General features: G+C 64.8%; 12 protein-coding genes and 1 pseudogene. 11 read left to right on the top strand and 2 right to left on the bottom strand.

The genetic code is table 11. The annotated features are described in order from the left end of the window. Window positions 1–11: 11 nt before the first annotated feature. From H512_RS0111230 to H512_RS0111205, 6 genes are all read left to right on the top strand, one after another. Entirely contained in the window at window positions 12–932 is a 921-nt protein-coding gene (locus H512_RS0111230; protein ID WP_026783536.1) for a homocysteine S-methyltransferase family protein, read from the top strand. A gap of 321 nt (window positions 933–1,253) precedes the next feature. Beyond that, window positions 1,254–2,300 (top strand): ABC transporter substrate-binding protein, encoded by a 1,047-nt coding sequence (locus tag H512_RS23615; protein WP_053239774.1) that lies wholly within the window; start codon window positions 1,254–1,256, stop codon window positions 2,298–2,300. 49 nt (window positions 2,301–2,349) lie between these two features. After that, window positions 2,350–3,348, top strand: coding sequence for an ABC transporter permease (locus tag H512_RS0111220; protein ID WP_036791292.1), 999 nt, complete (start codon window positions 2,350–2,352; stop codon window positions 3,346–3,348). After that, window positions 3,348–4,133 (top strand): ABC transporter ATP-binding protein, encoded by a 786-nt coding sequence (locus tag H512_RS0111215; RefSeq protein WP_026783534.1) that lies wholly within the window; start codon window positions 3,348–3,350, stop codon window positions 4,131–4,133. The genes H512_RS0111220 and H512_RS0111215 overlap by 1 nt, the downstream gene beginning before the upstream one ends. Further along, a complete protein-coding gene (locus tag H512_RS0111210; protein ID WP_026783533.1) occupies window positions 4,126–4,431 on the top strand; it encodes a hypothetical protein in 306 nt (101 codons plus the stop codon). Before H512_RS0111215 ends, H512_RS0111210 begins: the two co-directional genes overlap by 8 nt. Continuing rightward, window positions 4,428–5,738, top strand: coding sequence for an O-acetylhomoserine aminocarboxypropyltransferase/cysteine synthase family protein (locus H512_RS0111205; protein WP_036791289.1), 1,311 nt, complete (start codon window positions 4,428–4,430; stop codon window positions 5,736–5,738). The genes H512_RS0111210 and H512_RS0111205 overlap by 4 nt, the downstream gene beginning before the upstream one ends. Before the next feature lie 66 nt (window positions 5,739–5,804). Here the strand turns inward: H512_RS0111205 and H512_RS23610 are convergent. After that, window positions 5,805–6,152 (bottom strand): annotated as a pseudogene (locus tag H512_RS23610) (ABC transporter permease subunit); the annotation flags it as partial. A gap of 218 nt (window positions 6,153–6,370) precedes the next feature. On the opposite strand from H512_RS23610, the gene H512_RS23605 reads away from it, so the two are divergent. Both H512_RS23605 and H512_RS0111190 read left to right on the top strand, forming a co-directional pair. Then, window positions 6,371–6,988 carry an RBBP9/YdeN family alpha/beta hydrolase gene (locus H512_RS23605; RefSeq protein ID WP_084798427.1) on the top strand — a complete coding sequence of 206 codons (618 nt, stop codon included), beginning with the start codon at window positions 6,371–6,373 and terminating at the stop codon, window positions 6,986–6,988. A 110-nt stretch (window positions 6,989–7,098) separates the two neighbouring features. Next, the gene (locus H512_RS0111190; RefSeq protein ID WP_026783531.1) at window positions 7,099–8,154 is read left to right on the top strand and encodes an isopenicillin N synthase family dioxygenase; all 1,056 of its coding nucleotides are present in this window, start codon (window positions 7,099–7,101) and stop codon (window positions 8,152–8,154) included. Between the two features lie 4 nt (window positions 8,155–8,158). On the opposite strand, the gene H512_RS0111185 is transcribed toward H512_RS0111190, so the two are convergent. Then, complete coding sequence (locus H512_RS0111185) at window positions 8,159–8,602, bottom strand: RrF2 family transcriptional regulator (protein WP_026783530.1); 444 nt, start codon at window positions 8,600–8,602, stop codon at window positions 8,159–8,161. A 287-nt stretch (window positions 8,603–8,889) separates the two neighbouring features. Here H512_RS0111185 and H512_RS0111180 point away from each other — a divergent pair, with 287 nt between their 5' ends. From H512_RS0111180 to H512_RS23600, 3 genes are read left to right on the top strand one after another with little or no spacing between them, the layout of a single operon-like run. Beyond that, entirely contained in the window at window positions 8,890–9,927 is a 1,038-nt protein-coding gene (locus H512_RS0111180; RefSeq protein ID WP_026783529.1) for an amino acid ABC transporter substrate-binding protein, read from the top strand. 12 nt (window positions 9,928–9,939) lie between these two features. Continuing rightward, the gene (locus H512_RS0111175; RefSeq protein WP_036791286.1) at window positions 9,940–11,151 is read left to right on the top strand and encodes an amino acid ABC transporter permease; all 1,212 of its coding nucleotides are present in this window, start codon (window positions 9,940–9,942) and stop codon (window positions 11,149–11,151) included. Further along, window positions 11,148–12,203, top strand: coding sequence for an amino acid ABC transporter permease (locus H512_RS23600; protein ID WP_036791282.1), 1,056 nt, complete (start codon window positions 11,148–11,150; stop codon window positions 12,201–12,203). The genes H512_RS0111175 and H512_RS23600 overlap by 4 nt, the downstream gene beginning before the upstream one ends. Window positions 12,204–12,348: the final 145 nt, after the last annotated feature.

The following is a 12,348-nucleotide window of genomic DNA, read 5'->3' as shown; positions in this document are numbered from 1 at the left end:
AAGAGAATGCTATGACTGTCAAAACGCCTGTCACCATCCTTGACGGCGGCATGGGCCGCCTGCTCGAGCAGCTGGGCGCGCCGTTTCGCCTGCCTGAATGGTCGGCGCTGTCGCTGATCGAGGCGCCCGATTACGTGCGTCGCGCCCATCAAGCCTATGTCGATGCCGGTGCCGAGATCCTCACCACCAACTCCTATGGCCTGGTGCCGCACATGATCGGCGAGGAGCGCTTCTGGAAGGAGGGCCGCGTGCTCGCTGACCGCGCCGGTTCGATCGCCCGCGCCGTCGCCGACGCGGCGCCGCACAAGGTGATCGTTGCCGGATCATTGCCGCCGATCTTCGAGAGCTATCGTCCGGACAAGTTCATCGAGGAACAGGCGCCGCCGATCCTCGCCGAACTGGTGGCGGGACTTTCGCCGCATGTCGACGTCTGGCTCATTGAGACGCAGAGTTCCACGGCCGAGGCGCTGACCGCCTTCGCCGCGGCGAAGGTGACCGGCAAGCCGATCTACATCTCCTACACGCTGCGTGACGAGCGTGGCCGCACGGGCCCTGCCGAGCTGCGGTCTTGGGAGCCGGTCGGAGAGGCCGTGCTGAAGACGCTGGTCGCCGGCGCTTCAGCCATTCTGTTCAACTGCAGCCAGCCCGAGGTGATGAGCGCGGCGCTGAAGGCAGCCCGCGTCGCCATCGACTCCTTCGGCAAGCCGGGCATCGGCCTTGGCGTCTACGCCAACGCCTTCGTGCCGGAACCGCCGTCGGACGAACCCTACGCCGGAATCTCCGAACTCAGGCCCGATCTCGATCCGCCCAACTATCTCAAGTGGATCGACCGCTGGATCGACGATGGCGCCACCATCGTCGGCGGCTGCTGCGGCATCGGGCCGGAGCATATCGAGGCCATCGCCAAGAGCCGGGCAAAAAAGGCGGCCTGACAAGCAGGCCGGACACGGCCATTCACAGAAGGGCTCGACACCGCTTCGCGGCTGGCGAGCCCAGGGGGCGATGGTGTCCGATCACCATTCCCACGCCGAGTCCCCTGTTACCTGAGAAGCAAGGCAAGCTGCTCCCAAAGGCATATTTCCCCGGATTCCAGCCTATTTTTCCAACCCGAGCCTTTCGCAGCACGGCCTCACAACAGAGCCAACGTAATTAGAATACTATTTTAGTAGTCTATATGGACAACCATCCCCTCGAGATTATCCTTCTGGTTGATGGGCCGCAGCGTGACGCGGCCGCAAACGGGAGCATGGGGCATGGCAGATACCTCACATCAATCGTCTTCGACGGCGCCGGGGCCATCGCGGCGCGACATCCTGAAGCGGACGGCGCTCGGCGCCGGTGTGGTGGCGCTCGGCGCGACCGCCGGCAGCCGCCTTTTCACGCCGGCCGTCGCTGCACCGGCGACCAAGGTGCGTCTTGCCTGGACGGAAGTGGCGGCATGCCACTCTCCGCTCGGCTTCGGTGTCGCCAAGGGCATCTATGCCAAGCACAATGTCGACGTGGAGCTGTTCTACCAGGGATCCAGTGGCCAGACGCTGATCCAGGCACTTGCCACCGGCAAGGCCGATGCCGGCGCCGGTCTGGTCGGTGACTGGCTGAAACCACTGGAACAGGGCTTCGACGTCAAGCTGTTCGTCGGCTCGCATGGCGGCTGCCTGCGCCTGCTGGCGCCTGAGAAATCGGGCATCAAGACGCTCGCAGACGTCAAAGGCAAGACCATCTCGGTGGCCGGTCTCGGCACCTCGCCGCACCTGCAGTTTCAGGTGGCGCTCGCCAAGGCCGGCGTCGATGTGCAGAACGACATCACCTGGAAGGTCGTCCCCTTCGAGCTGGTCGGCGAGGCGGTCGTCAAGGGTGAGGCCGATGCCGTCGCCCATCTCGATCCCTGGGCCTATTCCATCCAGAAGCAGCATGGCTTCAACCTGATCGCCGACAGCCAGACCGGCTACTTCGAGGGGCGCTCCTGCTGCGTGCTGGGCGCCAACGGTCCGTTCCTCGAGGACAACAAGGACGCCATTCGCCGGCTCGCCGAGGGCAACATCGAGCTGCACGAATATACCTCGGCCCATCCGGACGAGGTCGCCGCCTGGTATCTCGAAAACCTCAAGCCGGCCGGCCTCGACCTCCAGAGCCTCACCGAGATCATCGGCCACCTGACAACGCACAACCATCCGGTCGGTTCGGAACTTGTCGATCAGGTTCGTCGCGGCGCCGAGGACCTGAAGTTCATCAACGTGCTCGATCCCGCCACCGACCCGAAGGAACTGGCCGAGCGGGTGACGATCAACATTCTCGCCTGACGCCGGAGGCGGCCCGGCCGCCTCCCTTCCTTTTCCCAGGAGACATGCCGTGAGCGATCTGGCTCAAACCGCCGATGGCCGCGTGACCGCGACTTCGGTGACATCCCCACCCATATGGTACCAGGGCCTCGTGGCGTCGGTGTTCTGGTTGCTGACCGCCGCCGTCACCTGGGGCTTGCCCGACGTCATTCCCTGGGGCAGCGCCGGGCTGTTCGCGGCGATCACCGCCGCCGGCGGCATCGCGCTCTTGACACTGGGCTTGACCCGTTACCGGCTCGGCGGCCTTGGCGACCGCATCGCTGTCTGGGGACCGTGGCTGATTGCCCTCGGCGTCTGGTTTCTCCTCTGGGAGTTCACCACCGCCAAGACGGGCTGGCTGCCAAAGCCGTTCTTCTCGCCGCCGCACGGTCTGTTGCAGGTCTATGTCGCCGACTGGTCGCGCCTTCTGGTCTGCATCGGCTATTCGCTGCGTCTCTGGGGCCTCGGCTTCTTCTCGGGCATCAGCCTTGGCTTTGTCATCGGTGTGGCACTCGGATGGTCGCACCGCTTCAATTACTGGGGCATGCCGATCCTGAAGCTGATCGGTCCGGTACCAGCAACGGCCTGGATTCCGGCCACCTTCTTCTTCTTTCCGACCACCTTTCACGCCTCGATCTTTCTGGTCGCCCTATCCTGCGGCATTCCCGTCGCCATCCAGACGGCGGCCGGCGTCTCGCAGGTCAACCGCGCCTATTACGACGTGGCCAGAACGCTCGGCGCCAACGAACGTTTCCTGGTGCTGAAGGTGGCCGTTCCCGCCTCCCTCAACCACGTGTTCGTCGGTCTGTTCATGGGACTCTACTACTCCTTCGCCGTGCTGGTTGTGGCTGAGATGCTAGGCGCCAAATACGGCCTCGGCTGGTACATCGCTTTCCAGAGCGCCTACTCGGCCTATGCCAACGTCTACGCCACCATCGTCATCATGGCGGTCCTCTGTTCGGGTATCGTCAAACTGCTGTTCGTGGCGCGCGACAGACTGCTCCTCTGGCAGGAAAGGGGGCTGATCTGATGTCCGTCCTCGCTGCAACCGATGGTACGACACGCGCCCTGTCGCTCGACATTCGTTCCGTCTCCCACCACTACGACATCGCCGGCACGCGCTTCGATGTGCTCGATGACATCAGCCTGTCGGTGGCGCCGGGCGAGTTCGTCGCCCTGCTCGGCCCGTCGGGCTGCGGCAAATCGACGCTGCTGCGCCTGGCGGCCGGTCTTGAAGCACCACGCCGCGGCGTGCTGCTCGAAGATGGCGACCAGATCGTGACACCCGATCCGTCACGTCTCCTGGTCTTTCAGGATCCGACGCTGTTTCCCTGGCGCACGGTTCGCAAGAACATTGCCACTGGACTTGAGGCGCGCGGGCTGCTGCCGCAGAAGGCGCACCGCATCGACGAGGCGCTGTCGCTTGTCCGCCTCGAGGATTTCGCTGACGCTTATCCGCGCCAGCTGTCCGGCGGCATGGCCCAACGCGTGGCACTCGCCCGGGCACTGGTCAACGATCCCGGCCTGCTCTTGCTCGACGAACCCTTCGGCAAGCTCGACTCGCTGACACGCCTGTCCTTGCAGAACGAGCTTTTGAAGCTCTGGCAGACGACCGGCTTCACGGCGCTCTTGGTCACCCACGACGTCGAGGAAGCGCTGCTGCTCGCCAACCGCGTGGTGGTGTTGTCCGACCGGCCAGCCCGCATCCTCGCCGAGTTCAACATTGTGGCGGACTACCCGCGCCATCGCGACGACCCAGACTTCATTCGGCTGCGCCGAGAAATCCTGCATGAACTGGGGGTGCAGAATGTCTAGACGTCTACCCGTCGCGCTCGCCGGCAGCGGCCTGATCGCCGGTCTTCTGACAACCGCCTGGTGGTGGATCGTCTACAGCCGCCAGATCGACGCCGGCAGTATGCCAATCGCCAACGCCCTGCCCTGCCTCGCCCGCAAGACCGACGTCTGCTCGCTGGCCGAGGCGCTGTGCGCTCAAACCCACTTTCTCGGCATCACCCGCTATGCGCCGGCCGCCTTCTGGCTGTCGGCCGCCCTCCTCGCCGCCGGTCTCATCCTCATCGGCCGGCGCTCCCTATCTCAGGAGACGCAGACATGAACGCTCCCACCCCGATCAAACCGCCGCTGGCCAGCGATACGCTGGTGCTGCACGGCGGCAGCTTCCGCACCGATCCGGCAACTTCCGCTGTCGCGGTACCCATCTACCAGACCACATCCTTCGCCTTCGAAAGCACGGCCAAGGCCAAGCGCATCTCCGCCTTCGAGGAGATCGCCTACACCTACTCTCGCGTCGCCAATCCGACTGTCGATGCCTTCGAACAGCGGCTGGCCGAGCTTGACGGCGGCGTCGCGGCGCTGGGCGTCGCCTCCGGTCAGGCAGCCACGGCGGTTGCTGTGCTGTCGCTGGTCAAGGCGGGAGACAACATCGTCGCCTCGCGCGGGCTTTACGGTGGCACGGTCAACTTCTTCCGCGAGCGGCTGAAGCAATTCGGCGTCGAAGCGCGCTTCGTCGACAGCGATGACCCCGAGAATTTCCGTCGGGCGACCGATGATCGCACGCGCCTCTATTTCGGCGAGACGCTGCCCAATCCCCGGCTGACCGTGTTTCCGATCCGCGAGGTGGCCGATATCGGCCGGCCGCTCGGCATTCCGCTCATCATCGACAACACGGCCTCGCCGCTCGCCGCCCGACCGCTCGATCACGGCGCGGCCATCGTCGTCTACTCGGCCACCAAATACATCGGCGGCCACGGCACCACCATCGGCGGCGCCATTGTCGACGGCGGTTTCCCCTGGGCCGACTTCCCGGACCGGCAGCCGCTGATCAACAGCCCAGACCCGGCCTATGACAACCGCTCCTACATCGATCTCGCCAACGCGCTCGGCGGACCGATCGCCTTCATCGTCCGTGCCCGCGCCGCCATCGTCCGCGATCTCGGCCCGTCGCTGTCGCCGCAGAATGCCTTTCAATTGATCCAAGGATTGGAAACCCTGCCTCTGCGCCTCGAACGCCATTTCAGCAATGCCGCCAGGGTGGCCGAGTTTCTGTCGCAGCACCCCAAGGTCGAGCGCACCGTCTATCCCGGTCTTCAGAGCGGCGAGGATCGGCGACGCGCCGACACCTATCTCAAGGGCGGCTACGGCGCGCTGATCGGCTTCGAGCCCAAGGGCGGCGAGGACGCGGCGCTCGCCTTCATCGATCGGCTGAAGCTGATTTATCATCTCGCCAACATCGGCGACGCCCGCACGCTGGCCATCCATCCCCACTCGACGACGCATGGCCAGTTGTCGGAGGAGGAGAAGCTGGCGGCCGGCGTGACGCCGTCTTTCGTCCGGCTCTCCATCGGCATCGAAAACCCGGCCGACATCATCGCCGACATCGATCAGGCCCTCACTGGACTGTAGCGAACATGAACGCCCCTCGGGTCGGTCCTGCCGGCCCGAGGGCAAAATCGTCCGGATCGTCCGTCTTCAGGACAGGCGACGCCGGCGCGCCGGGCGATGGTTGACCGCGAAGGCGGCACGATCGCCGGCAAATTGGATCACCCGAACCAGCACCACCAGAATGACGACGACGATCAGCATCACCTCCGGCATGAAGCGCTGGTAACCGTAGCGGATGCCGAGATCACCGAGCCCGCCGCCACCCACCGTACCGGCCGTGGTGGAATAGCCGACCAGGCCGACCAGCGTCACCGTAACGCCGGCGACGACGCCCGGCAGCGCCTCGGGACTGATTACCTTGACGATGATCTGAAAGGGCGTGGCGCCGATCGCCTCGGCCGCCTCGATCAGCCCGTGGTCGACCTCGCGCATCGCCGTTCCAGCCATGGCCTTCGACGGAACCATTTCGGAACCTCCTGGCCCGGATCACGCCTTCGTCTTCCCGAGCGCCGTACGCTGCAACAGCGATCCCCCTTCTGCGCCGAAAACGAAAAATCCGACCACTACAAGAACCGGTGCCTCACCTACCCTTCGGTGGCATGCGGCGGATGCCTTCCGGCCTCCGCCCCCGTTCTGGCAAAGGGAGATACGCGATGACGACGCTCATCCTTCCGGGCTGGCAGGGCTCCGGACCGGAACATTGGCAAGCGCACTGGCTGGACCTGATGGAAAAGACGGTGCTGGTGCGGCAACGCGACTGGCAGCATCCCGATCTCGGCGACTGGCTCGCTGCGGCGATCGAAGCAATCGAGCGCCATCCCAACGCCATCCTGGTGGGCCACAGTCTCGGCGCCGCTCTGATCGCGCACCTTGCGAACCGCCGCCCTGATCTGCCGATGGCCGGCGCGCTGCTGGTGGCACCGGCCGACGTGGACAATCGGGCGGCGCAAGTGCTGGAAATCGCTTCCTTTGCTCCGCTTCCTACGGCGCCGTTCGGCTTTCCCGCCATCGTCGTCGGCAGTCGCAACGATCCCTGGATGCCGCCGGCCCGCGCCCGCATTCTCGCGCGCATGTGGGAAGCCGAGTATGTCGACGCCGGCTATGCCGGCCATATCAACGCCGCTGCCGACCTTGGCGCCTGGCCCGAAGGCCAGAGGTTGCTCGCTCGGCTGGCCACGGTGGCGCAGGGAAAACCGCTGCCTCACGGCAGCGGATTCTCCGGCGGCGCGCTGCGCAAGCCGATTTTCCCGGTGGCCGCGATAGCGAACTGAAAATGCGACGTAGGGGCGATCTAAAGAATACTAAATCTGTCGTCTATGCGGAGGTCGTGCTCGAATAAAGCAAGACGCCGGTGCGGCGCCGATCTTCGAGGAGCATATCCATGACCTATCAGCCGACCTCCGTCACCCTGCCCTTCGTGGACATTTCCCGATTCCGCGGGCCGGCCGAGGAACGGGGCCGCTTCATTGACGAGCTTCGGCGCATTCTCTACGACCATGGCTTCTTCTACCTGACGGGCCATGGCGTGCCGCAGTCGCTGATCGACGACGTTCTCGCCCAATCCCAGCGCTTCTTCGCCCAGCCCATCGAGGAGAAGCTGAAGGTCGAAATGGCCAACTCGCCGCATTTTCGTGGCTACAACCGGCCGGGCTGGGAGCTGACACGCGGCGAAAAGGACTGGCGCGAACAGATCGATATCGCCACCGAAGCGGAACGGCTGCCGGAAGATCCCGAGAAGCCCTGGAACCGGCTGACCGGCCCCAACCAGTGGCCGGAGGCGCTTCCCGACTTCAAGCCGCTGATCCTGCGCTACCAGGCGGAAGTGACGCGCATCGGCCTCGAGGTTCTCAAGGCAATCTCCGTAGCGCTCGGTCAGGACGAAGATGTCTTCTCCGATATTTACACGCCACTGCCGACGCAGCTCCTGAAGCTGATCCGCTATCCGGGCCGGGATGTCGCCGAGAGTTCACAGGGCGTCGGCGCTCACAAGGACGGCGGCTTCGTCACCGTGCTCCTGCAGGACAAGGTGGGCGGACTGCGCGTCCGTACCGAAGACGGCGAGTGGATCGAGGCGCCGCCGGTACCGGGTACCTTCATCATCAACACCGGTGAAGTGCTGGAGTTGGCAACGCAGGGCTATGTTCGCGCCGATGTGCATGATGTCGTAGCGCCGCCTGCTGGCAGTGAGCGCTATTCGGTAGCCTTCTTCCTGGGCGCCCGCATCGACTCGACGGTGCCGGTCATCGAGCTGCCCGAAGAGATCAAGGACAAGCGGCGCGGCGTGACGGTCGATGCACTCAATCCGATCTTCCAGCAGGTGGGCCGCAACGCGCTAAAGAGCCGGCTCCGCTCTCACCCTGATGTCGCCAAGCGGCATCACGCCGACCTCCTGACCGAGGCCGAGCGTGCCGCGTCCGGCCCCGGCTCGGCTTACTGAGGCTTCAGCTGGCGAGCATCGTGGCCGCTGCGCTGGATTTGGCGACCATATCCGCGAGCGTTGTGCGGTCGAGCACTTCGGCCATGGCATCTCTCACCTCGGTCATGACGATGCGGACCGAGCAGGTCGAGAGGTCGCCACAGTCATCGCAAGGCTGGAAGGCGGTACGGCTGGCGCAGGCGATCGGCGCCAGCGGACCGTCGAGCGCGCGAACGACCGGACCAATGACGATCTCGGCGGCCGGCCGGCTCAAAGCGAAGCCGCCACCAGGGCCTTTCCAGGACCGAACGAAGCCGGCGTTCTTGAGATCGCGCATGATGGCGTCGAGAAACTTCTTGGAGATGTTCTCCTGCGTCGCGATTTCGGCGACCTGAACCGCCTTGCCCGGCTCCGATCGGGCAAGGTGGACCAGTGCCTTGAGCCCGTATTTGCCCTTCTTGGTCAGCATCGATCGCCTCCGGACGCGTCAAGCCGGGATAGCGGCCCGCATTAAGGGCGTCAATCGACCGAGAGCCGGCGCAGCGCTTCTCATGCGGAAAACTGGCAATCTCGACGGCCTTCCAGCCCGAATGGAACGAATTTCGCCATTATGCTATAATTTTGATAGTTTATATTTTGGCACCGTCGGCCGGACCTGCTCAATTTGGCGCCAGAGCCCGCCTCGGTCGGAAGGTTCTCTCCCCTCTTCGACCCCCAGCGTTTTGGCGGGCTCGTTCTTCTTCGATAGGTGCTCTCATGTCATTTCATTTCGGGTTCGCCCAGGGCCTGCGCGCGGCGACCGTGGCCCTCGCCATCAGCGGTGCGTTTCTTACGGCGGCCAAGGCCGGCCCCACCCTCGACGCCATTCAGCAGCGCGGTGTCATCAAGGTCGGCGTCGGCACGTCGCCGGGCTTCTTCGCCCCCGATTCCGGCGGCAAGTGGCAGGGCTTCTTCGTCGACTTCGGACGGGCGCTGGCGGTGACCGTATTCAACGATCCCAGCAAGGTGGAGTTTACTTCGTCGTCGCCTCAGCAGCGCCTGCCGGCGCTTCAGGCCGGCGAGTTCGACATCCTTCTGTCCGGCGTGACGCAGACCATCACACGCGCCTTCAAGCTCGGCTTCCACTTCGGTCCGGTGCTTTTCTATGATGGCCAGGGCATCCTGGTGAAAAAGTCGCTCGGCGTCGAGAAGGCCGTCGACCTCGATGGCGCAACCATTGGCGTGCAGTCCGGCACCACCGGCGAGCTCAACATCGCCGACTTCTTCCGCAAGACGGGAAAGAAGTACACCCCGGTGGTCATCGAGGACTCCAAGGAGTTCGTCGCGGCCCTCGAATCCGGCCGTGTCGATGCCCTGACACAGGACAGCTCCGACCTCGCCATCCGCCGCAGCCAGCTCGCCAAGCCCGACGACTACGTGGTACTGCCAGAACGCCTCTCCAAGGAACCGCTGGTTCCCGCCGTTCGCGCTGGCGACGATCGCTGGCTGGAGATCGTCAACTGGACGGTCTACGCCACCATTCAGGCCGAGGAATTCGGCATCACGCAAGCCAACGTCGACGAGTTCCTGAAGAGCGACGATCCCTCGATCAAGCGCTTCCTTGGCGTCGATACCTCGCTCGGCGAAGCCATCGGCCTCGATCCGAAGTTCGCCTACAACATCATCAAGGCGGTGGGCAATTACGGCGAAATCTTCGAGCGCAACATCGGCCCGAAGACGCCTGTGGCCTTCGAGCGTGGTTACAACCAGCTCTGGACCAAGGGTGGCCTGATCTACTCGCCGCCGTTCCGCTGAGAGGCGCGAACCATGGTCGACGGCGTCATCAACGCCTCTGCCGCAGACGAGGAACCGGGCCGCACGCGGCCCGGAGTTCCCGCGTTCATTCGCCTGTGGTTGGGCGGCTGGCCGCTGGCCCAGCTCGCCCTTTACCTCGGAACGCTGCTCGTCTTCATCTGGCTTGGCCGAAATCTCCTCGCCAACATGGCCCGGCTCGGCCTCACGCCCGGCTTCGCGTTCATGGGGCACACCGCCAACTATGAGATTGGCGAGAGCTTCATCGCCTATGCCGCCGGCGACAGTTATGCCCGCGCCGCGCTGGTCGGCCTCCTCAACACCATCGCCGTCTCGGCGCTGGGCTGCCTCGTCGCGACGGGGCTCGGGGTCAGCCTCGGCATTGCCCGCCTGTCGCCCAATCCGCTGATTTCCCGCCTCGTGCAGGCCTATGTCGAGCTGTTGCGCAACACGCCCCTGCTGCTGCAGCTGTTCGCCTGGAACACGGTGATCCATCTCTTGCCCGTGCCCAAGCAGGCGCTGTCGCCGCTCCCTGGCATCCTCCTCAGCAATCGCGGCCTGTTCCTGCCGGCCATCGATACCGGAGGCCACGGCCTGCCCATGCTGGCCGTAGTATCGGCAAGCCTCATCGCGACGTGGGCGATATTGCGCCGCCGCCGCAGGCTGGCCGGCCCCTCTCCGCGTCGTGTGGTTGCTCTGGCCTATCTGGCTGCTCTCTCGGTTCCCCTTGCCGTCGCAGCCGGTTTTGGAATTGCCTTCACCCCCGACATCCCAGCGCTCAAGGGCTTCAACATTCGCGGCGGCGCTTCCATGACACCGGAATTCGCCGCGCTGATGCTGGGGCTGGCCGTCAATGCCTCCGCCTCGATTGCCGAAACGGTCCGTGCCGGCATCCTCGCCATACCCAACGGTCAATGGGAAGCCGCCCGATCCCTGGGTCTCCGCCCGCTTGCGGTGATGCGCCTCGTCATCCTGCCGCAGGCACTCAGGATCATCATCCCGGTGATGACGTCGAGTTATCTGAGCCTCACCAAGAATTCGTCGCTCGCCGTCGCCATCGGCTTTCCGGACCTCGTCAGCATCCTCAACACCACGGCCAACGTCTCGGGACAGGCGCTGGAGGTGATTGCACTGATGCTCGGCGCCTATCTGACGCTCAGCCTCGCGACTTCCGCCGTCATGAACGCCTACAACCGAAGCCATGTCCTGCGGAGCGAGCGGCGATGAGCACATTGCGCCCGCCATCCCTCCTCGACAGATCGCCCTTCCTGAAGGCGACCGTCGGCAGTGGCGGCAACCTCATCCTGTCGGTTGCCGTGCTGATCGTCGCGGCCTTGCTGGCACCGCCGCTGATCCGCTGGCTGCTGATCGACGCCACCTTCACCGGCACGGCCGAAAGCTGCAAGGCGGCGTCGGGCGCTTGCTGGGCCTTCGTCGGCGAGAAGCTGAAGTTCATCGTCCTGGGCTTCTATCCGCAGGATCAGGCGTCGCGCGCCTATGCGGCCAGCGCGCTTCTCATGGCACTCCTGGCGCTGTCGGCCGCGCCGCGCCTCTGGGGGCGCTGGCTGGCCGGCGGCTGGATCGCGGGCCTTCTCGCCGCCATCTGGATGCTCGGCGGCGGCGGACCGCTTTCGCCGATCCCGACCGAGAAGTGGGGCGGCCTGCCGGTGACGTTGCTGCTGTCGCTCGGCAGCTTCGTCCTCGCCTTCCCGCTCGCCATTTTACTGGCGCTCGCCCGCCGCTCGAAGCTCGGCGGCATCCGCCTCTACGCGGTGGTGTTGATCGAGACGGTGCGCGGCGTACCGTTCATCGCCATCCTCTACGCGGCAACGCTCTTGTTCCCGCTGATGCTGCCGGCTGGAGCTGCCATCGACAAGTTCGCGCGCGCCGCCGTGGCGCTGTCCATCTTCGTTTCGGCCTACCTGGCGGAAATCATTCGCGCCGGCCTGCAGGCCGTGCCAAGCGGCCAGGCGGAGGCGGCGGCATCGCTCGGCCTCACGCAGTGGCAGACGTTGCGCCTCGTGGTGTTGCCACAAGCCCTGAAGCAGGTGATCGCCCCCATCGTCAACTTGGCGGTCGGCATCTTCCAGGACACGACGCTGGTGGCGATCATCGGCATGTTCGACCTGCTCAACGCGGCACGCGCCGCCGCCACCGATCCCAACTGGATCGGCTTCTACGCTGAAGCCTATGTGTTCGCGGCGGCCATCTACTTCGCCTTCTGCTTTGTCGCCGCGCGCTACAGCCTGTGGCTGGAGCGACATCTCAGAACACCGTGAGGGAGCAGGCAAACTCCGTGCAATAAAACCGGCCTGTCGCGGCATATCGTTCCGTCTTCTTCCCACAAAAGGAAAACAAAAGCCTGATGGCGGGGAAGAATATTGGCTAGCATTCTTCACGAAAGCTGGCCAAGCCGGCGTCATT

The sequence above is a fragment of the Pleomorphomonas koreensis DSM 23070 genome (genome assembly GCF_000425185.1).
GTDB lineage: Bacteria > Pseudomonadota > Alphaproteobacteria > Rhizobiales > Pleomorphomonadaceae > Pleomorphomonas > Pleomorphomonas koreensis.
Note: the sequence above shows the minus strand (reverse complement) of the source record. Positions and strands in the feature narration are given on the sequence as shown.

Coding starts and splice junctions, on each gene's coding strand:
- H512_RS0111230 (WP_026783536.1), top strand. CDS start 12: ATGACTGTCAAAACGCCTGTCACCATCCTTGACGGCGGCATGGGCCGC.
- H512_RS23615 (WP_053239774.1), top strand. CDS start 1,254: ATGGCAGATACCTCACATCAATCGTCTTCGACGGCGCCGGGGCCATCG.
- H512_RS0111215 (WP_026783534.1), top strand. CDS start 3,348: ATGTCCGTCCTCGCTGCAACCGATGGTACGACACGCGCCCTGTCGCTC.
- H512_RS0111210 (WP_026783533.1), top strand. CDS start 4,126: ATGTCTAGACGTCTACCCGTCGCGCTCGCCGGCAGCGGCCTGATCGCC.
- H512_RS0111205 (WP_036791289.1), top strand. CDS start 4,428: ATGAACGCTCCCACCCCGATCAAACCGCCGCTGGCCAGCGATACGCTG.
- H512_RS23605 (WP_084798427.1), top strand. CDS start 6,371: ATGACGACGCTCATCCTTCCGGGCTGGCAGGGCTCCGGACCGGAACAT.
- H512_RS0111190 (WP_026783531.1), top strand. CDS start 7,099: ATGACCTATCAGCCGACCTCCGTCACCCTGCCCTTCGTGGACATTTCC.
- H512_RS0111185 (WP_026783530.1), bottom strand. CDS start 8,602: ATGCTGACCAAGAAGGGCAAATACGGGCTCAAGGCACTGGTCCACCTT.
- H512_RS0111180 (WP_026783529.1), top strand. CDS start 8,890: ATGTCATTTCATTTCGGGTTCGCCCAGGGCCTGCGCGCGGCGACCGTG.
- H512_RS0111175 (WP_036791286.1), top strand. CDS start 9,940: ATGGTCGACGGCGTCATCAACGCCTCTGCCGCAGACGAGGAACCGGGC.
- H512_RS23600 (WP_036791282.1), top strand. CDS start 11,148: ATGAGCACATTGCGCCCGCCATCCCTCCTCGACAGATCGCCCTTCCTG.